We start from the raw sequence: 19362 nt of genomic DNA, 5'->3' as shown, positions 1-19362 counted from the left end.
GTGGCCCTCCTAGTTGACCGACTTGAGGAAGTCGGCGGTTTCCGGGCGCTGCGGATTGCCGATCACCTGGTCGGGTGTGCCGATCTCGTGCACCAGGCCGTTGCGGAAGAACGCCACGCGGTCGGATACGTCCCGGGCGAAGCGGATTTCGTGCGTCACCAGGACCATGGTCATGCCGTCTTCGGCGAGCATGCGCATGGTGTCCAGCACCTCGCCGACCAACTGCGGGTCGAGGGCGCTGGTGGCTTCGTCGAACAGCATGTAGTCAGGGCTCATGGCCAGTGCGCGGGCAATCGCCATGCGCTGTTGCTGGCCGCCGGAGAGCTTGCTGGGAAACACCTTGAGCTTCTCCGCCAGGCCGACGTGGGTCAGCTGCCTGACCGCCATCGCCTCGGCCTCCTCCTTGCTCAGGCCGAGCACCTTGCGCGGCGCCAGCATGACGTTCTCCAGCACCGTCAGGTGCGGGAAGGCGTTCCACTGCTGGAAGACGATGCCGATCTTCTGCCGCAGCCTGTTCAGGTCGGTGCCGGCGGCATGCACCTCGGTGCCGTCGACGCGGATGCTGCCCTGCTGGATCGGCTCCAGGCCGTTGATGCACATCAGCAGGGTCGACTTGCCGGAGCCGGAGCCGCCGATGATCGACACCACCTCGCCCTTGTTCACCGTCAGGCTGACGCCCTTGATGACCTCGAGGTCGCCGAAGGATTTGTGGACGTTGTCGATCTCAATCATTTTCCTGCCACCTTTTTTCCAGCCGGGCGCCGAGTTGGGCGACGACCAGGCTCATGACGTAATAGATGATGCCGGCGATGCACAGCACCAGCAGCGGCTCCTGAATGCGCGTGACGATGGTCTGCGAGGCGCGCAGCAGCTCGACGATGCCGATCCACATGACCAGGGCGCTGTCCTTCATCACGCTCAGCACCAGGTTGAGCCAGCCGGGGAAGGCCACGCGGGTGGCGATCGGCAGCACGATGTAGCGCAGGTCCTGCAGGTAGCTCATGCCCAGCGAGCGCGAGGCGCGACGCAGGTTCGGCGGCACCGCGAGGACGCCACTGCGGACGATCTCGGTGCAGAAGGCCGCGGCGTAGACGCCGAGCACGATGCAGCCGACGGCGAAGGCGCTGATGTTCAGCCCGGCGATGCTCTTCATGGCATTGAACAGCACGAACTGGATCAGCAACGGGACGCTGCGGAACACGTCCAGCACCCAGGCCAGCGGCAGGCTGGCGCGTGGCAGGGTGGCGCGCAGCAGGCCGAAGACGACGCCGGAGAGGGTGCCGATGAGCATGGCGCCGACGGTCAGCTGCAGGGTCACCCAGGCGCCGTCGAGCATGAACATCAGGTCGGTGGAGGTCAGGCTGGTTTCGAACATGTGCAGTCCTCCCTCAGTAGCGGAACAGACGCCAGGCCATCAGCCGTGCGACGAGCACGATGGTCTTGGCGATCAGGTAATAGAGCAGCGCCGCGAGGGCGAAGTACTCGAAGGTGCGGAAGGTCTTCACGTTGTAGTCCTGGGTCACGCCGGTGAGGTCGTTGTTCAGGCCCACGACCACGCCCAGCGAGGTCATCAGCACGGCCCAGACCATCTGGTTGGACAGCGGGTGGAAGACGATGCGCAGCAGCTGCGGCACGATGATCATGCGGTACGCCTGGAAGGCGTTCATGCCCAGTGAGCGGGCGGCCTTCATCTGGGTTTCCGGTACGGCCTTGAGGCCGCCACGGAAGTTCTCCGCCAGGTAGCCGGCGTTGTTGAAGGTGATGCCGGCGAGCAGGGCGACCCAGGAGCTGACGTGCAGCCCGAAACTGCCCAGCCCGAAGTAGAGGATGTAGATCTGGAACAGCGACGGCGTGTTGCGGGCGATGGACACCCAGGTATTGGCGAAATGCCGCAACGCCGGGTTCTTCATCTGCCGCATCACGGTCAGCAACAGGGCGATGAGCGTGCCGAGAAGCATCGACAGCGCGGCGGTCTCCAGCGTGACCCAGGCGCCGGCCAGCATGTCCGGCAAGGCCTTGAACGCTGAGCGCCAGTGGAAGGAATAATCGAACATCGATCAATGGGTTCCTTGCGGTTGAGGTTGTCCCAGCCAGGCCGGGAGTTGTCCCTGGTTCTGCCCACTGCAGGCCGCGTCGACACACGCGGCAAGGCTGCCGAAATGCACCTGGCGTCCGGCCAGCCCGGGGGCGTAGTGGGCGTACTTGCCCGAATTGGTCATCAGGTTGCGGCTGTCCGGCGGCACCACCGGCTCGCCGAGCATGCACCAGCAGGTGTCCGTCAGCAGGCGCACGCCGAAGGCCTGCAGGGTGGCGACATGGCCGCTGGCGCTGGCCTGGTCGTGCACGGCACGCCCGCAGGTCACCACCACGGCGGTATGCGGATGGCGCGTGCGCCCGGCGCAGAGTTCGGCCAGCCTGGCCAGCTCGCTGGCCGAGGCGTGCGGGTTGCCGAGGGCGACCAGGCTGACCTCGCTCGAGTCGGCGCTGTTGAGCTCGGCCCAGCTGCTGCGCAGGTCCGCCAGCGTCACCTGCAGGGTGCGCCGTGGTGCCTGGCCGGCGAGGGCGCGGGTCACGTCCGGTGCCTCCGGGGTGATGCCGGCGATATGGAACATCGGCGCTGCCGAGGTGGTGGCGAAGGCCGCGCTGAAGGCCTTGAGGTCATCGCGGCTCGGCTGGCTGTGCTCGAGGCCGGCGAGTACCGGGATGTCGACGGTGGCGAGCAGCCCGACGTGGTAGCCCAGCAGCGGCCAGAAGCTGTCGTCGGCCTGCGCGGGCGCCTCGACCTCGAGCAACAGGCGCGCCTGGCGGCCCGCGTCGAGATGGCTGCCGGTGCGCGGCGCGCGGCCGGTGAGGGCGATGCAGATGTCGAGAAAGTCCGGGTACTTGAGCGTGCGCGCGCCGATCACGCTGTTGGCGTAGGCCACTGCGTTGGATTCGGCCCAGACGATCTGCTCGCCGAATGTCGGTGCGCTGTCGAGCAGGTAGGGCGCGCAGGTGAAGCTGAGCTGCGCGCCCATCGCCATGTACACGTCGCCCAGGCGGCTGGCCGGTTCGCCGAACGTCGGATCGACGCCCAGGGCGCGCCACTGGCGCTGGTCCACCGAGATGGCGTTGAGGGTGGTCGGCACGCGCACTCTGGCGCCCCAGTCCAGCAGTTGCTGGGCGAAGCGCAGGCTGGCCGAGCCGGTGTAGATGCAGCCATCGATATGCGCCTGGCTGATGTCGAGCAGTGCGCTGGCGCCCTGCAGTTCGGCCATGCGCACCAGCAACTGCATGGCGACCTGGGCGGCGCGGCCCTGTTCACCGGCGAGCAGGGCGCGGTCGCCGGCGTTGAGTTCGAGCGTGCTCGCCTGGGTTTCGACCGGCTCGAGCGGGCTGGCTTGCCAGCCATCGTCGGGTGCGTGGGCAAACAGCTGCAGGTTCGCCCCGTCGACGCGAGCGAAGCTGCCGTGGTGCGCGGCCAGTTTGGCGAACGCCGCATGACCGATGCACAGCACGGGCAGCTGGATGCCGAAGATGTGTTCGGCGACCAGGGCGCCGAGGCTGAGAATTTCGTCGGGTTCGGCCAGCACCAGCGCCGCTGGCGCCGGGCCTGACAGGATCAGCTCCAGCAGGACGCTGCTGCCGGTGCAGGAGCCGCGTCCGCTGGGAATGGCCAGTACGCGCCCGGCCAGGGATTGCCCGCTCAGCGGGTGATGGCGGTCGATCACCTCGCCGTTGCTCGGGTCGACGCCGCCCCAGAAGCTCAGGCCGAGCGTGGCGTGCAGCAGTGGCCCCTGGCCTCGGCCGGCGACCAGGCAGCGGCCGTCGATAGTCGTTGCAGGCATCGTCATCATCCCCACCAGGCGCGGCCGATCAGTAGTACACGGCGGGAACGGTCAGGTTGGCCGGCTTGATCTCCTCGCCCACCCACTTTTTCCACAGCTCGTCGTAGCGGCCGTTGCGCACCTGCTGGTTGACGAACAGGTTGAGGTAGTTGAGCAGGCCGTACTCGCTGCGCTTGGCGGCCAGGGACACGTAGTCGACGACGTAGGGGGCGTCGCCCGCGACCTTCAGGCCCTTGTACTTGCCGGACTTGAGGGTGGCGGCGGCCACGGTATTGGTCACCACGGTGGCGTCGATATGGCCCTGGCTCAGGGCGAGGATGGTGTCGTTCTGCGACTGGTAGGCGCGGAAGCTGCCTTCACCCCAGGCCTTCTGATCCTTTTCCAGGGCGATGGCCTCGTAGGTGCCGCTGGTGTTGCCGAGCTTCTTGCCTTTCAGGTCGGCGTAGCCGTTCACGCCGGTGTCTTCGCGGGTCAGCACGACCATCTGGAAGGCGAAGTAGGGCACGGTCATGCCAACCGTCTTGGCGCGCTCGAGGGTGTCGGAGGTGGAGGCGACGATGACGTCGGCCCGGCCGGAAACCAGCGCGGGAATGCGATCCGGGAAGGGGGTCTCGACCACTTCGGCCTCGACGCCGAGGATCTTCGCCAGGTCGCTGCAGTAGTCGACGTCGAAACCGGCCGGCTTGTTCTGCTCATCGCGGAAACCCATGGGCGGGAAGTCCAGGGTCACGGCGCAACGCAGTTTGCCGGATTCGATGATGTCGTCGAGCTTGTCGGCCTGGGCGTTGCCGATCAGCGAAGCGCTCAATGCGGCGCCGAGGGCGAGGGTGAGGGTCTTTCTGTTCATGTGCAGCCTCATGATGGGTGATGGTTGGCAGATGAATCGAGTATCAAGGATTTCGTATACGATATTTTATTAGCAAGGCCTGTGCCGATTTTCACCGGCAGCCTGCTGCGAGGTGCCAGCCCTTGTCTGGCAAAGGCTGTAGAGGGGAAGGCGAGCAAGGTGACGCAGCGCGCGGCGTTGGCGAACTGTCACCGTGTTACATAACGAAGCATGACGGCGCACGTTTGCCCCGAAGCGGAACACGCCTGCTCAGAGCTGGCGCCGGGCGTCGCGATACTGGCTGGGAGAGAGGCCGGTCAGGGCCTTGAACTGGCGGCTGAAGGCGCTGTGATCGGTGTAGCCGCAGCGCAGGGCGACCTCGGTGATCGGCAGTTCGCCCTGCAGCAGCTGGCTGGCCGAGCCGAGCCGCGCCTTGTGGATCATCTGCCGTGGCGTGAGCTGGAAGATGCGCTTGCACAGACGCTCCAGCTGCGCCACCGAGAGCCCGGCCAGTTCGGTCAGCTCGGCCAGGCTGATCGGGCGCGCATGGTGCTGGCGAATGTAGTCGTCCACCGCAGCCAGCTTCTGGTAGGCCGGGTGGGTGTCCTGCGCGGCCTGCAGGTCACACGACACGCCGGCCATGCCGATCACGTTGCCGGCGACATCGTGCAGCGCCAGCTTGTGGGTCAGGCACCAGCCGGTGAGGTGTCCGGGGTACAGGTGCAGTTCGAGCTGATCCTCCAGCCGCGCGCCCGCCTGCAGGACCTGCAGGTCCTGGGCGGTGTACTGCGGGCCCAGGTGCGACGGGAAGACCGCCTCGGCGGTGCGGCCGAGCAGCGCCTGCTTGTCCTTGCAGGCGCAGCGCCGGACCAGCGTCTGGTTGACCATCATGTAGCGCGCCTGCGGGTCCTTGATGAAGAACACCACGCCGGGCATTGCGTCCAGCAACGGCGCGACCGCCGCAAGGCTGTCGAGCAGCGCGGGCAGGTCGGTGAGCGTGGAACGTGGCAGCAGGTCTAACATCGTGCGACTGACAGGTGGCGGCCCCTGAGCATACGGCTCGCGGGGCCGCCTGGGTAGTGCTCGAACGGCGCTATTGCAGGTGCAGCAGGGTGTCGATGCGCGCCGGGCTGAGCGGCGAGCGGGGCGCCGGCTGTGGCCAGTCGAACAGCACCTGCGCGGCGGCTGCGCAGACGCGTCCCTGGCAGGCGCCCATGCCGCAGCGGCTGGCCATCTTGGCCTGGCTCCAGCCAGCCTGGTCGCGGACGGCCGCCAGCGGCACGTCTTCGCAGCGGCAGAGCAGGGTCTCGGGCCTGGCGAGGTGCTTGACCTCGTCACGCAAGGCGAACGCTGCGTTCAACGCCTTGGCGAACCCCTGCCAGTGGTGCCGTCGTGGCCACAGGCGCCGCGCTGCATCGTGCTCGCCGACTGCCGCATGGCCGGCGATGGCGCCTTCCACCAGGGCTTTCTCGCTGCCGCCGAAGCCGGTGCTTTCGCCGGCGGCGTAGTGATCGGCGAGGCTGGTGGCCTGCCAGTCATCCACGGCCAGTGCATTGAGTTCGATGCGGCAGCCCAGGGCCTGGCCAAGTTGCAGGTTGGCTATCAGGCCGAAGCCACATGCCAGGCGGTCACAGGCGACTTCGCGGATGCGCCCGCCGATGCTCAGGCGCACGGCTTGCAGGCGCCCGTCGCCGAGTGCTTCGACGACATGGCTGTTCGCCCTGTAGCCCGGATGGAACAGCGTGCAGGCCTGCAGCAGCTTGCCTGGCCAGCGCGGCAGTTGCGCGGCGAAACCGGCGACGGCTGACCAATGTGCCTGTTCGGTGATGTTCAGCACCTGCGCGCCGTTGTCCTGCGCCGTGGCGGCGCTGGCGAGCAGCAGCGGGCCGCTGCCGGCGACGACGATGCGCTCGCCGGCGACCGGCAGGCCGCCCTTGATCAGTGCCTGCAGGCCACCCGCGCCGGTGACCCCGGGCAATGTCCAGCCGGGAAATGGCAGCAGCAGCTCCCGCGCGCCGGTGCAGAGAATCAGCTTGTCGTAGTGGATGATCCAGCCGCGCGTGGGGTCCTCCAGCAACAGCGCCTTGGGGCCGGCCAGGGCGACCACGCGGGTGCACGGCAGCCACTCGACATTCGCCAGCGCCTCCAGCTGTTGCCGGTAGGCGCGCGCCTGCGCCGGCAGGTGCGCCTGCGGGCCGTCGCGCCAGATCTGTCCGCCCGCGGCGGGATTGTCGTCGACTATGGCGATGCGCGCGCCGCTGGGGGCCGCGGCCAGAGCTGCCGCCATGCCGGCGGGGCCGGCGCCGACGATGAGCAGGTCCACCTTCATGCTCGGGTCTCCACGTGCATGCCGTCCTGGCACAGGGTCTGGCAGGCCAGGCGCCGCTGGCCATCGATGTTCACGCGACACTCCTGGCAGATGCCCATGCCGCACAGCGGGGCGCGGCGCTCGCCACTGACCGAGGTGCGGCTGCTGCCGTCGCCACCGAGCGCGAGCGCGGCGGCGACCGTGGTGCCGGGGGCCACCCGCAATGGGCTGCCGTCGAGAGTCAGTTCAGGCATGCGCGCGTACTCCTGGGAAGCGTTGTGGCAGGTAGGCATCCACCTGCAAGGGGGCGGGTTCGCCGAGCAACTGGGCGATCAGCAGGTCGGCGCTGCCCGGTGCAGTGGTCACGCCCAACCCTTCATGGCCGACGGCCAGCCACAGGCCCTGGCGTTGCGGGTGCGCGCCGAGCAGCGGCAGGCCGTCCGGGCTGGCGGCGCGAAAGCCGGTCCAGGCGCGGATGGCGTTGAGCCGGGCCAGCCCCGGCACGTAATCGACGGCGCGCTGCAGCATCTTCGCCAGCATCCATGGTTCGACGGTGGGGTCGCTGGTGTTGAACTGCCGCGATGCGCCGATGAACAGCTGTCCGGTCGGGCGCGGCTGGACATTGGCGGCGGTCGAAGGGCCGCTGGCGTTGTGCGCGCTGGTGACGTAGCCCAGCTCCACCAGGGTGTGGCTGATGCGTCCGGGGTAGCGGTCGGTGATCAGCAGGTGGCCCTTCTTCGGCTCGATCGGCAGCTCCGGGCAGAGGGTGCTGGCGTGGGTGCCGCCAGCGAGGATCAGCGCCTGGGCGCTGAGCCAGCTGCCGTCCTCCAGGCGCACGCGCTGGCCGTCCACCTCGACGACGTGCGCCAGGCGTTGTTCGATCAGCGGGTGATCGAGCAGCCAGCGCGCGACGTTGGGCGCATAGAGGATGCCGTCACCGATCACGCGCAGACCGCCGTGCAGGCCGTCGCGCAGCTCAGGTTCGGCCCGTTGCAGGGCCGTGGCGCCGAGCAGCTCGCAGTCCAGCCCGTGATCACGCAGCACCTGATACTTGGCCTCGGCCACGGCCATTTCCTCGGCATTGGCGGCCAGCCACAGGGTGCCGTTCTGCCGGTAGGCGCAGTCCTCCGGCATGTCCCGCGACCAGTCGCGCCAGCGTTGCACCGAGTATTGGCTGAGGGCCAGCTCGGCCGGGTTGTCGTCGAGCACGATCAGGTGGCCCATGCCGGCAGCGGTGGCGGCGCGCAGGCCGGCATCCAGCACCAGCACGCGGTGCCCGCGCCGGGCCAGTTCGTGGGCGCAGGTGGCGCCGACGATGCCGGCGCCGATGACGATGAAGTCGGCGCCGTCGCTCACAGCACGATGCCCCAGGCGAAGGGGTCGTCGTCCTCGATCAGCAGGGTGGCCTCGGCACTGACGTTGGCCCGACCGCGAATGGTCGGGATGATGCGGCCACCTTCGGCGGTCTCGTAGCGGCCTTCGAACTGGCTGCCGATCACGCTGGCCTGGCGCCAGGTCGTGCCGGGTTGCAGCTTGCCGTCGGCGGCGAGGCAGGCCAGCTTGGCGCTGGTGCCGGTGCCGCAGGGCGAGCGGTCGTAGGCTTTGCCGGGGCAGAGCACGAAGTTGCGGCTGTCGGCTTCTGCGTCATCGGCGAACAGCTCGATGTGGTCGATCAGGCCGCCGTCCTCACCGCGAATGCCCTGGTCTTCCAGCGCCTGCTGCACGGCCGCGCTGTAGCGGGTCAGGGCCTCGAGGTTGTCGCCCGCCACGCGCAGGCCGTGGTCGCTGATCAGGAAGAACCAGTTGCCGCCCCAGGCGATGTCGCCGGTGACGTCGCCCTGTCCGGGCACGCCCAGGGTGACCGCCTTGCGGTAGCGGTAGGCCGGCACGTTGCGCACGCTGACCGAGCGATCCTCATGCAGGGTCGCGTCGACGGTGCCGACAGGCGTCTCGATCTTGTGCACGCCGGGCCCGATCCGCCCCAGGTGGGCCAGGGAGGCCACCAGGCCGATGGTGCCGTGCCCGCACATGCCGAGGTAGCCGGTGTTGTTGAAGAAGATGACACCGGCACAGGCCTGGGGATCGACCGGGGTGCACAGCAGGGCGCCCACCAGGACGTCGCTGCCGCGTGGCTCCAGCACGCTGGTCGCCCGCCACTGGTCGTGCTGGCTGGCCAGGCGTCGCCGGCGCTCGGCCATGCTGCCGCTGCCCAGGTCAGGAAAACCGCTGATGATCAGGCGGGTCGGTTCACCGCCGGTGTGGGAATCGATTACCTCGATACGTTTCATGTGGCCATGCCTGCAGTCGTGTTGAGTGACTACAGGGTGACGCGAGGCGCAGCGTCCGGCTTGAGGGATTTGCCTGGGGCGAATGACGAAATCAGCACAACCTCGGGGCGGCTGAATAGGCCGGGGCGGGCCTCAGCGGTGGCCCGGCAAATGCGCGAAGAGGCTGCTGCAGACACCGGTGATGTGTTCCTCGAGCAGCGCCACCGCATGCTCCGTGTCGCGGCTGCGACAGGCGTCGATGATCGCGCGGTGCTCGTGGTCGGCGCGGTCCTTGCCCTCCGACAGGCTCATCTGCATGCGCAGGTAGCGCTCCAGCTTGTCGTGGATCGAGCGGATCAGGCTGACCAGGAAAGGCCGCTGCGCCGGCTCGTACAGGCAGGCATGCAGCTTCCAGTTGAGTTCGGCCCAGCGCCCCACGTTTTCCTCGCCGACGAACTCCTCGCAGATGCGCTCGGCGCGGGCGAAGGTCTCCTCGGTCATGTTCGGAATGGCCAGGCGCAGCACCTTGTTCTCGAGGAGGATGCGCACCTCGAACATCTGCGCCAGCTCCGGCTCGGAGATCCGTGTCACCACGGCGCCCTTGTTGCGCTGGAACAGGACCAGGCCCTCGGCCTCCAGGCGCTTGAGTGCCTCGCGCACGGGAATCTTGCTGACGTTGAACAGCTGCGCCACGTCGTCCTGGCGAATCGGCTCGCCTTCGGCGATATCGCCCGCGACGATGGCGTCACGCAGGTGCGTGGTGATGACCTCCGATGCCGTTGGCGTGAGGCCGAGGTTGGGGGCGTTGACACGGGCAAGGGGCAAGGGGGCGGTACTCTCTTCAGCTATCGCGGATATTTTATACGAAATTTCTCGAGCGGATCGTAGGGGTATTTCGCAGCTTGCCCGATTCTACGGACTTGTTGCCCGGTTCTGCCGATCTCGTTGGCGGGCAACGACACCGTGCTGTTCGCCCACTACAGTGATGGTCTGGCTCCCTGTGGGCCTGACCGTGAACGCCGGCGAGCCTGGCGAGACTATTCAGACACCATCAAGTCAAGGTGGGCAGACCATGATTACCCTGAATCTCAATGGCAAGGACCATGAGCTGGACGTGGCCGACGACATGCCGCTGCTCTGGGCCCTGCGTGATGTCGCCAATCTCACCGGCACCAAGTATGGCTGCGGCATGGCGCTGTGCGGTGCCTGCACGGTGAATGTCGAGGGACAGCCGACCCGCTCCTGCGTCACCCCGGTATCGGCCGTGGTCGGCAAGCGCATCAGCACCATCGAAGCGGTCGCCGAGGACAGCGTCGGCAAGGTCGTGCAGGAGGCCTGGCGTGAGCTCGACGTGGTGCAGTGCGGCTACTGCCAGTCTGGCCAGATCATGGCGGCCACGGCACTGCTCAGCAGCAACAAGGCGCCGAGCGATGCCGATATCGACGCGGCCATGAGCGGCAACATCTGCCGTTGCGCCACCTATGTGCGGATTCGTGCGGCCATCCATCAAGCCGCCGAGCAACTGGCCTAAGACCTCTCCAGGGTCTGCTGCGCGTCGCGCGTGCGGGGCTTAGAACCGATTCGGAATGCATGCAGCACATCAACGCATGTGCGAACCCAGTCCGTCGTCGATCGGTTGTTGCCTTGCCCGCCTCTGGCTCGCGAGACCCTGAACAGGTTTTCTTCGGAGAACTGAATCATGGGCAAGATCGAAACCCCCGATAGCGCCGCTCGCGGCATCCTCAACGTCAGCCGTCGCTCGCTGCTCAAGGGCACGGGCGGGCTGGCGCTGGGCATCTTCTTCGCGCCGCTGATCCGCGGCATGGATGCACTGGCCGCAGGTGGCCCGCTGGAGCCGAACGCCTTCGTGCGGATCGACCTGGATGGCAGCGTGACCGTGCTGGCCAAACACCTGGAGATGGGCCAGGGCAGCTACACCGGCCTGGCCACGTTGCTGGCCGAAGAGCTGGACGCCGATTGGGAAACGGTGCGCGTCGAAGGCGCGCCGGCCGATGTGAAACGCTACAACAACCTCGCCTTCGGCCCGATGCAGGGCACGGGCGGCAGTACCGCCATGGCCAACTCCTGGGAGCAGATGCGCAACGCCGGGGCCACGGCCAAGGCCATGCTGGTGGCTGCGGCGGCGCAGCGCTGGGCAGTGCCGGCCAGTGAAATCAGCGTCAGCAAGGGGGTGGTCAGTCACCCCGGCTCGGGGCGCAGTGCCGGTTTCGGCGAACTGGTCGAGGCGGCTGCGGCGTTGCCGGTGCCCGAGCAGGTGCAGCTCAAGCAGCCGCAGGACTTCAAGCTGATCGGCAAGGTCGAGCTGCGCCGCAAGGACAGCCCGGGCAAGACCGACGGCAGTGCCGTGTTCACCCAGGACTTCAAACTGCCGGGCATGCTGGTGGCGATGGTCGCCTACCCGCCGCGTTTCGGTGGCGTGCCGCGTTCCGTCGACAGCAGCAAGGCCAAGGCCGTGCGCGACGTGGTCGACGTGGTGGAGTTTCGCGACCTGCCGCACGGCCGTGCCGGCGTCGCCGTGCTGGCGAAGAACACCTGGGCCGCGCGCCAGGGGCGTGATGCCCTGGTGATCGACTGGGACGAGAGCCAGGCGTTCACCCTCGGCAGCGAGGAAATCCTCGCCCAGTACCGCGAGAGTGCCGGCAAGCCCGGCCTGCCGGCGGCCGCCCGTGGCGACGCCGATGCGGCGCTGGCCAAGGCGGCGAAAACCGTCGAGGCCGACTACGAGTTCCCGTACCTGGCGCACGCGGCGATGGAGCCGATGAACTGCCTGGTGAAGCTCTCCGCCGATCGCTGCGAGATCTGGAACGGCGAGCAGTTCCAGACCGTCGACCAGGCGATCATCAGTGGCTACCTGGGCTTCAAGCCGGAACAGGTGTCGCTGACCCAGCTGTATGCCGGCGGCAGTTTCGGGCGCCGTGCCAGCTCGCGTTCGGATTACCTGCTGGAGGCCGTGGCGATCACCAAGGCCGCGCGCGACAAGGGCGTGGACGCACCGGTGAAGATGGTCTGGGCGCGTGAGGACGATACCCGTGGCGGCTTCTTCCGTCCGATGTACCTGCACCGTGCGCGCATCGGCCTGGATGAGGCCGGCAAGCTGCAGGCCTGGCACAACCGCATCGTCGGCCAGTCGATCATCGCCGGCACCTCGATGGAGCCGTTCCTGGTCAAGGAGGGCGTCGACCATACCTCGGTCGAAGGTGTCTCCAACCTGTCCTATGCGGTGCCCAACCTCAAGGTGGAGCTGAGTACGCCGAGCAACATCAAGGTGCCGGTGCTGTGGTGGCGCTCGGTCGGGCATACCCATACCGGCTATGTGGCCGAGACCATGATCGACGAAGCCGCGGTGGCGGCCGGCCAGGACCCCTATGCCTTCCGCCATGCGCTGCTGGAAAACCATCCGCGTCACCGTGGCGCGCTGGAGCTGGCGGCCAGGCAGGCGGGCTGGGACAAGCCGCTGGCCGCCGGTGCGGCGGGCGAGAAGCGTGGACGCGGCATCGCCGTGCACGAGTCGTTCGGCTCGTTCGTGGCGCAGGTCGCCGAGGTGACGGTGAAGGCCGACGGCAGCTATCGCCTGGATCGCGTGGTGTGTGCGGTGGACTGCGGTATCGCCATCAACCCGGACGTGATCAAGGCACAGATGGAGGGTGGGATCGGCTTCGCCCTGGCGGCGGCCCGGCACAGTGCGATCACCCTGAAGGATGGGCGGGTCGAGCAGTCGAACTTCCACGACTTCCAGGTGCTGCGCATGAACGAGATGCCCAGGGTCGACGTGCATATCGTGCCCTCTGCGCAGAACCCGACCGGTGTCGGCGAGCCCGGCGTGCCGCCCCTGGCGCCGGCGCTGGCCAATGCACTGTTCGCGGCCACCGGCGTACGCCTGCGCAAGCTGCCGTTCCCGGCGCAGATCAAGGCCTGACCGAGAGCAGGCGCTGGAGACAAGACGCCCGGGCAGGTTGCCCGGGCGTTTTTGTGTGGGGTGTTTGCGTGGCTGATTCGTGAGTGGCTGATCGCGGCTGAAGCCGCTCCTACAGGGGCGTGGCGTAGCCCGGATGCAATCCGGGGCGGGGCGTGGTCGTGTTGGGCTTTTCGAGGGGCGTCGCGGCTGAAGCCCCTCCCACAAGGCTGGGGCCGGCGGATGTGATGGGTGCTCTAGGGGGCGGGGGTGTACAGGGGCTGCTTCGGCGTTGAGTCCTTGTGATCGATCGCGGCTGAAGCCGCTCCTACAGGGGGTGACGTAGCCCGGATGCAATCCGGGGCCGCGTTCAGGAGGCGGTCAGACGGGGGGTCGCTGCGATGTCGCTTGACTCCAGTGGGGTCTGGGCATGGATCGACGCCTGGCGGTGCTTGAGCATGCCTCCGCTGCGCTCGTTCAGCGCGGCGGTCATCTCGGCCAGGATCGAGGTGGCCACGCTTTCCGGTGTGTCGCCACCGATATCCAGGCCGATGGGGTAGTGCAGGCGGTCCAGCGCGGGCAGTTGTGCGGCGTACTGGCGAATTTCCCCCAGCAGGCGCTCGGTGCGCTCGCGTGGGCCCAGTTGGCCGACGTAGAGGGGCGAGCCCTGCAGCACGCTGCCCAGCCAGTGACGGTCCTGGCTGTAGCTGTGGCTCATGATCGCCACCAGCGCGCCGTCGGTCAGCCGGGTCAGGTTGTAGGGCGCTTTCGCGTCCACCTGGCGCACGACGTCGGCATCGGGGAAACGCTCGGCGCGGGCGAAATGCGCGCGCCCGTCGATCACGCTGACATGCCAGTCCAGCAACTTGGCCATGTGGCTCAGCGGTTGCGCGTCATGCCCTGCGCCGAAGATCACCAGGCGGCGTTGCGGCGGCAGGTACTCGCAGAACACTTCGATCTCGCCGCGCGCGCCCTGGTAGGTTCGCAGCGAGGAGCGGCCCAGGGCCAGGGTCTCGGCCAGGTCGGCGCGGACCGCATCGTCGAGGCCGGGCTCGGGCAGGCGTTCGCTGCTGGCCTGCGCGGGGTGCAGGGCGAGGCGATCGCCGACACGCACGCGGGCGTGACGATAGCTGGAGATCACTGTGGCCAGCGCGCCGGGCTGGCCGCTTTCGCGCACCTGGCGCAGCAGGTCGAGCACGCCCAGGGGCTTCTCCGCGCTGTGCCGTTCGAGCAGCACGTGCACGGTGCCATTGCAACCGAGGCCGAAGGTCAGCGCGGCGTCCTGGTCATCATCGTCATCCTGGGTCGCGGTGCTGTAGCGACGGATTACCGCCTCGCCGCCGTCGGTCAGCCACCAGGCCTTCTTCGCCACTTCGGATTCCAGGCAGCCGCCGCTGATGGTGCCCACGGTACCGCCGTAGAGCGGGATCAGCATGCGCGCGCCCGGGCGTCGGTAGGCCGAGCCTTCCACCTTGACCACGGTGGCGAGCACGGCCTGGCCGTTATCGCGTTCGACGCTGCCGATGGCGTCGAGCAGGGCACTGATTCCCGACAGCATAGGTTTCTCCCAGACAAGAACGGGGCAGCGACAGGCGGCGACCCTCAGACTGCCAATGTTCCGTATGCCAGTTAAGGAGAGTTAGGCCGATCCTGCGAGATTCTTGCCCGATCCTGCGTGGCTGCCTTCGAAACGCTCGGCCAGCCTGACGATATGCGCGCGCTCGGTGCGGATGAAGTCGACGAAGGCCTGGGCCACGGGGGACAGGCGTCGCCCGCGGATATTCACCACGCACCAGCTGCGCTGCAGCGGCAGCTCGGCCACCGGCAGTTCGCGCAGCAAGCCGTGCTGCAGCTCCAGGCGCACGGCATGGCGTGGCAGCAGGGCGATACCGAGGCCGGCCAGCACCGCTTCACGTTGCGATTCCAGCGAGCCGATTTCCAGGGTATTGGGGAAGTGCGCGCGCTTCTGGTGGCAGTACTCCTCGCAGGCGCGCCGGGTGCCCGAGCCGCTCTCGCGGATCAGCAGGGGGTAGGGGGTCAGGTCCTGCAGTTGCAGGTTGTCCGCCTGGCACAGCGGATGGTCCGGCGCCGCCACGGCGATGATCGGGTTGTTGAGGAAGGGCATGAAGTCCAGCGCCATGTCCTGCGGCACCTGGCTCATGATCATCAGGTCGTCGCGGCTCTGGGTCAGGCGGCGTACCACCAGGCTGTGGTTGACCACGGTCAGGTTCAGGCTGACTTCCGGGTAACTGCGGCGAAAGTCGGCGAAAAGGTGCGGAATGAAATACTTGGCGCTGGATTCCACGCACAGGTTCAGTTGTCCCTGCAGCGAGCCCTGCAGGTCCGACAGCTGCATGTCCAGGCTTTCCAGGCGACCGAAGATGTCGCTGCTGGCGCGGCGCAAGGCTTCGGCGGCTTCGGTCAGGTAGAGCTTCTTGCCGAGGTACTCGAACAGCGGCTGGCCGACCAGCTCTTCCAGCTGACGGATCTGCAGGCTGACGGCGGGCTGGGTCAGGGCCATCTCCTCGGCGGCGCGGCTGTAGGAGCCGTGCTCGCACACGGCACGGAAGACCTGGAGCTGGCGCAGGGTCATGCGCAGCAGGGTTTTACGCACGGTCGTTTCCTCGTTCGCAAAGGTGAATAAGTAATTACTTATGCCTGATCAAATAATTATTCATTTTGGTTAATCCGTATAGCCGGATAGGGTTTGTCCAACTTTGCAACCAACTGTTGCAGCGGCCCTTGCAGCTCTGCGCTGAGGATTCGAACCGTGATCAAGAAGATCCTGATCGCCAACCGTGGTGAAATCGCCGTCCGCATCGTGCGGGCCTGTGCCGAGATGGGCATTCGCTCGGTGGCCATCTATTCGGATGCGGACCGTCACGCGCTGCACGTCAAGCGTGCCGACGAGGCGCACAGCATCGGCGAGGATCCGCTGGCCGGCTACCTGAACCCGCGCAAGCTGGTGAACCTGGCGGTGGAGACCGGTTGCGACGCCCTGCATCCGGGCTACGGCTTCCTGTCCGAGAATGCCGAACTGGCGGAGATCTGCGCCGAACGTGGAATCAAGTTCATAGGTCCGAGCGCCGAAGTCATCCGCCGCATGGGCGACAAGACCGAAGCGCGCCGCAGCATGATCGCCGCCGGCGTACCCTGCACCCCCGGCACCGAAGGCAATGTCGCCGACCTGGCCGAGGCCCTGCGTGAGGCCGAGCGCATCGGCTACCCGGTGATGCTCAAGGCCACCTCCGGTGGTGGTGGGCGCGGCATTCGTCGCTGCAACAGCCGCGAGGACCTGGAACAGGCCTACCCACGGGTGATCTCCGAGGCGACCAAGGCCTTCGGCAGCGCAGAGGTGTTCCTGGAAAAGTGCATCGTCAATCCGAAGCACATCGAAGCGCAGATCCTCGCCGACAGTTTTGGCAACACCGTGCATCTGTACGAGCGCGACTGCTCGATCCAGCGCCGCAACCAGAAGCTCATCGAGATCGCCCCCAGCCCGCAGCTCACCCCTGAGCAGCGCGCCTACATCGGCGACCTGGCCGTGCGCGCCGCCCAGGCCGTGGGTTACGAGAACGCCGGCACCGTGGAGTTCCTGCTCGCCGAGGGCGAGGTGTACTTCATGGAGATGAACACCCGGGTGCAGGTGGAACACACCATCACCGAGGAAATCACCGGCATCGACATCGTCCGCGAGCAGATCCGCATCGCTTCGGGCGTGGCCCTGTCGATCAAGCAGGAAGACATCATCCACCGTGGTTATGCCCTGCAGTTCCGCATCAACGCCGAGGACCCGAAGAACAACTTCCTGCCCTCGTTCGGCAAGATCACCCGCTACTACGCCCCCGGCGGTCCCGGCGTGCGTACCGACACGGCGATCTACACCGGCTACACCATTCCGCCCTATTACGACTCGATGTGCCTGAAGCTGATCGTCTGGGCGCTGACCTGGGAAGAGGCGATGGACCGTGGCCTGCGCGCGCTGGACGACATGCGCGTGCAAGGCGTGCGCACCACCGCGCCCTATTACCAGGAAATCCTGCGTAACCCGGAATTTCGCAGCGGCCAGTTCAACACCAGCTTCGTCGAAAGCCATCCGGAACTGACCCAGTACTCGATCAAGCGCAATCCGTCGCACCTGGCCATCGCCATCGCCACCGCCATCGCTGCCCACGCGGGCCTGTAGGGGACATCATGAGCAAGAAGATCACCGTTACCGATACCGTCCTGCGCGATGCCCACCAGTCGCTGCTGGCCACGCGGATGCGCACCGAAGACATGCTGCCGATCTGCGACAAGCTCGACCGCGTGGGCTACTGGTCGCTGGAAGTCTGGGGCGGCGCCACGTTCGACTCGTGCGTGCGCTTCCTCAAGGAAGACCCGTGGGAGCGTCTGCGTCAGCTCAAGGCCGCGCTGCCCAATACCCGCCTGCAGATGCTCCTGCGCGGGCAGAACCTGCTCGGCTACCGGCATTACAGCGATGACGTGGTCAAGGCCTTCGTCGCCAAGGCGGCGGTCAACGGCATCGACGTGTTCCGCATCTTCGACGCGATGAACGACGTGCGTAACCTGCGCGTCGCCATCGAGGCGGTCAAGGCCGCCGGCAAGCATGCCCAGGGCACCATCGCCTACACCACCAGCCCGGTGCACACCACCGACGCCTTCGTCGCCCAGGCCAAGGCCATGCAGGCGATGGGCATCGACTCCATCGCCATCAAGGACATGGCCGGCCTGCTCACGCCGTACGCCACCTTCGAGCTGGTCAAGGCGCTGAAGAGCGAAGTCGACCTGCCGGTGTTCATCCACAGCCACGACACGGCCGGCCTCGGCGCGATGTGCCAGCTCAAGGCCATCGAAGCCGGCGCCGACCACATCGACACCGCCATCTCCAGCCTGGCCTGGGGCACCAGCCATCCGGGTACCGAGTCGATGGTCGCCGCGCTCAAGGGCAGCGAGTTCGACACCGGCCTGGACCTGGAGCTGATCCAGGAGATCGGCATGTACTTCCATGCCGTGCGCAAGAAGTACCACCAGTTCGAGAGCGAGTTCACCGGCGTGGATACCCGCGTGCAGGTCAACCAGGTGCCGGGCGGGATGATTTCCAACCTGGCCAACCAGCTCAAGGAGCAGGGCGCGCTGAACCGCATGAACGAAGTGCTGGACGAGATTCCGCGCGTGCGTGCCGACCTCGGCTTTCCGCCGCTGGTCACGCCCACTTCGCAGATCGTCGGTACCCAGGCGTTCTTCAACGTGCTGGCTGGCGAGCGCTACAAGACCATCACCAACGAGGTGAAACTGTATCTGCAGGGCCGCTACGGCAAGGCCCCGGGCAAGGTCGACGAGCAGCTGCGCAAGCAGGCCATCGGCAGCGAGGAAGTGATCGACGTGCGTCCGGCCGACCTGCTCAAGCCCGAGCTGGCGCGCCTGCGTGAAGAGATCGGCAGCCTGGCCAAGTCCGAAGAGGACGTGCTGACCTTCGCCATGTTCCCCGATATCGGGCGCAAGTTCCTCGAAGAGCGCGAGGCCGGCACCCTCAAGCCCGAAGAACTGCTGCCCATGCCCAGTGGCCAGGGCGCGGCGCCGGTCGGCGGCGAAGGCGTGCCGACCGAGTTCGTGGTCGACGTGCACGGCGAGAGCTACCGCGTGGACATCACCGGGGTCGGCGTCAAGGGCGACGGCAAGCGTCACTTCTACCTGTCCATCGACGGTATGCCGGAAGAAGTGGTGTTCGAGCCGCTCAACGAATTCGTCGCCGGCAGTGGCGGCAAGCGCAAGCAGGCCGGCGCCCCGGGCGACGTGTCCACCACCATGCCGGGCAACATCGTCGATGTGCTGGTCAAGGAAGGGGACACGGTCAAGGCCGGTCAGGCGGTGCTGATCACCGAAGCGATGAAGATGGAAACCGAAGTGCAGGCGCCGATTGCCGGCAAGGTCAAGGCCGTTCACGTGGCCAAGGGCGACCGCGTCAATCCGGGCGAAGTGCTGGTGGAAATCGAAGGTTAACCTCAGGAGCCCGGCCTGTTGGATGGGCAAGTTTGACGGGGCGTAACCCGGGCTCCTTTTTTATTCACGGGCGCTTCGCATGAGGCGCCAAGGGTTCGAGACCCGGGAGCCGCAAGGCTCCTTTTTTTACCACGGTTCTCTGGCCGTGCCCCGGGTGTGCAAGCACAGCGCGGGCGATCAGCACCGCTTGCGCGGGGCGCGGCCTTTTCCCTTCGACC

The 19362-nt window shown here is 67.1% G+C and carries 17 protein-coding genes; 4 read left to right on the top strand and 13 right to left on the bottom strand.

All coding sequences use genetic code 11. From position 1 onward, the window contains the following. Window positions 1-9: 9 nt before the first annotated feature. From E4487_RS21305 to E4487_RS21255, 11 genes are all read right to left on the bottom strand, one after another. Window positions 10-732: an amino acid ABC transporter ATP-binding protein gene (locus tag E4487_RS21305; RefSeq protein ID WP_037054492.1), complete on the bottom strand. Its 723-nt coding sequence runs from the start codon at window positions 730-732 to the stop codon at window positions 10-12. Beyond that, the gene (locus E4487_RS21300; protein WP_037054493.1) at window positions 725-1375 is read right to left on the bottom strand and encodes an amino acid ABC transporter permease; all 651 of its coding nucleotides are present in this window, start codon (window positions 1373-1375) and stop codon (window positions 725-727) included. Before E4487_RS21300 ends, E4487_RS21305 begins: the two co-directional genes overlap by 8 nt. Window positions 1376-1388: 13 nt before the next feature. Next, window positions 1389-2054, bottom strand: a complete 666-nt coding sequence (locus E4487_RS21295) for an amino acid ABC transporter permease (RefSeq protein ID WP_037054495.1) — start codon at window positions 2052-2054, stop codon at window positions 1389-1391. Window positions 2055-2057: 3 nt separating this feature from the next. After that, window positions 2058-3833: an aconitase X gene (locus E4487_RS21290; protein ID WP_373921556.1), complete on the bottom strand. Its 1776-nt coding sequence runs from the start codon at window positions 3831-3833 to the stop codon at window positions 2058-2060. A 22-nt stretch (window positions 3834-3855) separates the two neighbouring features. Further along, a complete protein-coding gene (locus E4487_RS21285) occupies window positions 3856-4674 on the bottom strand; it encodes a transporter substrate-binding domain-containing protein (RefSeq protein WP_037054498.1) in 819 nt (272 codons plus the stop codon). Between the two features lie 249 nt (window positions 4675-4923). Beyond that, complete coding sequence (locus E4487_RS21280) at window positions 4924-5676, bottom strand: AraC family transcriptional regulator (RefSeq protein WP_175254338.1); 753 nt, start codon at window positions 5674-5676, stop codon at window positions 4924-4926. Between the two features lie 70 nt (window positions 5677-5746). Continuing rightward, the gene (locus tag E4487_RS21275; RefSeq protein ID WP_134676529.1) at window positions 5747-6982 is read right to left on the bottom strand and encodes an FAD/NAD(P)-binding oxidoreductase; all 1236 of its coding nucleotides are present in this window, start codon (window positions 6980-6982) and stop codon (window positions 5747-5749) included. Continuing rightward, window positions 6979-7215 (bottom strand): (2Fe-2S)-binding protein, encoded by a 237-nt coding sequence (locus tag E4487_RS21270; RefSeq protein WP_037054509.1) that lies wholly within the window; start codon window positions 7213-7215, stop codon window positions 6979-6981. Before E4487_RS21270 ends, E4487_RS21275 begins: the two co-directional genes overlap by 4 nt. Continuing rightward, window positions 7208-8317 (bottom strand): FAD-binding oxidoreductase, encoded by a 1110-nt coding sequence (locus E4487_RS21265; protein WP_175254337.1) that lies wholly within the window; start codon window positions 8315-8317, stop codon window positions 7208-7210. The genes E4487_RS21270 and E4487_RS21265 overlap by 8 nt, the downstream gene beginning before the upstream one ends. Next, window positions 8314-9249: a 4-hydroxyproline epimerase gene (locus tag E4487_RS21260; RefSeq protein WP_175254336.1), complete on the bottom strand. Its 936-nt coding sequence runs from the start codon at window positions 9247-9249 to the stop codon at window positions 8314-8316. The genes E4487_RS21265 and E4487_RS21260 overlap by 4 nt, the downstream gene beginning before the upstream one ends. 132 nt (window positions 9250-9381) lie before the next feature. After that, window positions 9382-10053 carry a GntR family transcriptional regulator gene (locus E4487_RS21255; protein ID WP_037054516.1) on the bottom strand — a complete coding sequence of 224 codons (672 nt, stop codon included), beginning with the start codon at window positions 10051-10053 and terminating at the stop codon, window positions 9382-9384. A gap of 247 nt (window positions 10054-10300) precedes the next feature. Between E4487_RS21255 and E4487_RS21250 the strand changes: the two genes are divergently transcribed. Both E4487_RS21250 and E4487_RS21245 read left to right on the top strand, forming a co-directional pair. Continuing rightward, window positions 10301-10759 carry a (2Fe-2S)-binding protein gene (locus E4487_RS21250; protein WP_037054519.1) on the top strand — a complete coding sequence of 153 codons (459 nt, stop codon included), beginning with the start codon at window positions 10301-10303 and terminating at the stop codon, window positions 10757-10759. Between the two features lie 168 nt (window positions 10760-10927). Further along, complete coding sequence (locus E4487_RS21245; protein ID WP_175254335.1) at window positions 10928-13165, top strand: xanthine dehydrogenase family protein molybdopterin-binding subunit; 2238 nt, start codon at window positions 10928-10930, stop codon at window positions 13163-13165. 346 nt (window positions 13166-13511) lie between these two features. Here the strand turns inward: E4487_RS21245 and E4487_RS21240 are convergent, their stop codons facing one another. Together E4487_RS21240 and E4487_RS21235 are read right to left on the bottom strand one after the other, a co-directional pair. Next, complete coding sequence (locus tag E4487_RS21240; RefSeq protein WP_175254334.1) at window positions 13512-14699, bottom strand: XdhC family protein; 1188 nt, start codon at window positions 14697-14699, stop codon at window positions 13512-13514. An 81-nt stretch (window positions 14700-14780) separates the two neighbouring features. Next, complete coding sequence (locus E4487_RS21235; protein WP_150607156.1) at window positions 14781-15755, bottom strand: LysR family transcriptional regulator; 975 nt, start codon at window positions 15753-15755, stop codon at window positions 14781-14783. A 156-nt stretch (window positions 15756-15911) separates the two neighbouring features. Here E4487_RS21235 and E4487_RS21230 point away from each other — a divergent pair, with 156 nt between their 5' ends. Continuing rightward, window positions 15912-17327: an acetyl-CoA carboxylase biotin carboxylase subunit gene (locus E4487_RS21230; RefSeq protein WP_175254333.1), complete on the top strand. Its 1416-nt coding sequence runs from the start codon at window positions 15912-15914 to the stop codon at window positions 17325-17327. An 8-nt stretch (window positions 17328-17335) separates the two neighbouring features. Then, entirely contained in the window at window positions 17336-19144 is a 1809-nt protein-coding gene (gene oadA, locus E4487_RS21225) for a sodium-extruding oxaloacetate decarboxylase subunit alpha (protein ID WP_037054531.1), read from the top strand. The last annotated feature ends 218 nt before the right edge of the window (window positions 19145-19362 follow it).

It is taken from the genome of Pseudomonas sp. BMW13, assembly GCF_013357275.1.
Taxonomy (GTDB): Bacteria; Pseudomonadota; Gammaproteobacteria; order Pseudomonadales; family Pseudomonadaceae; genus Aquipseudomonas; species Aquipseudomonas khazarica.
Note: the sequence above shows the minus strand (reverse complement) of the source record. Positions and strands in the feature narration are given on the sequence as shown.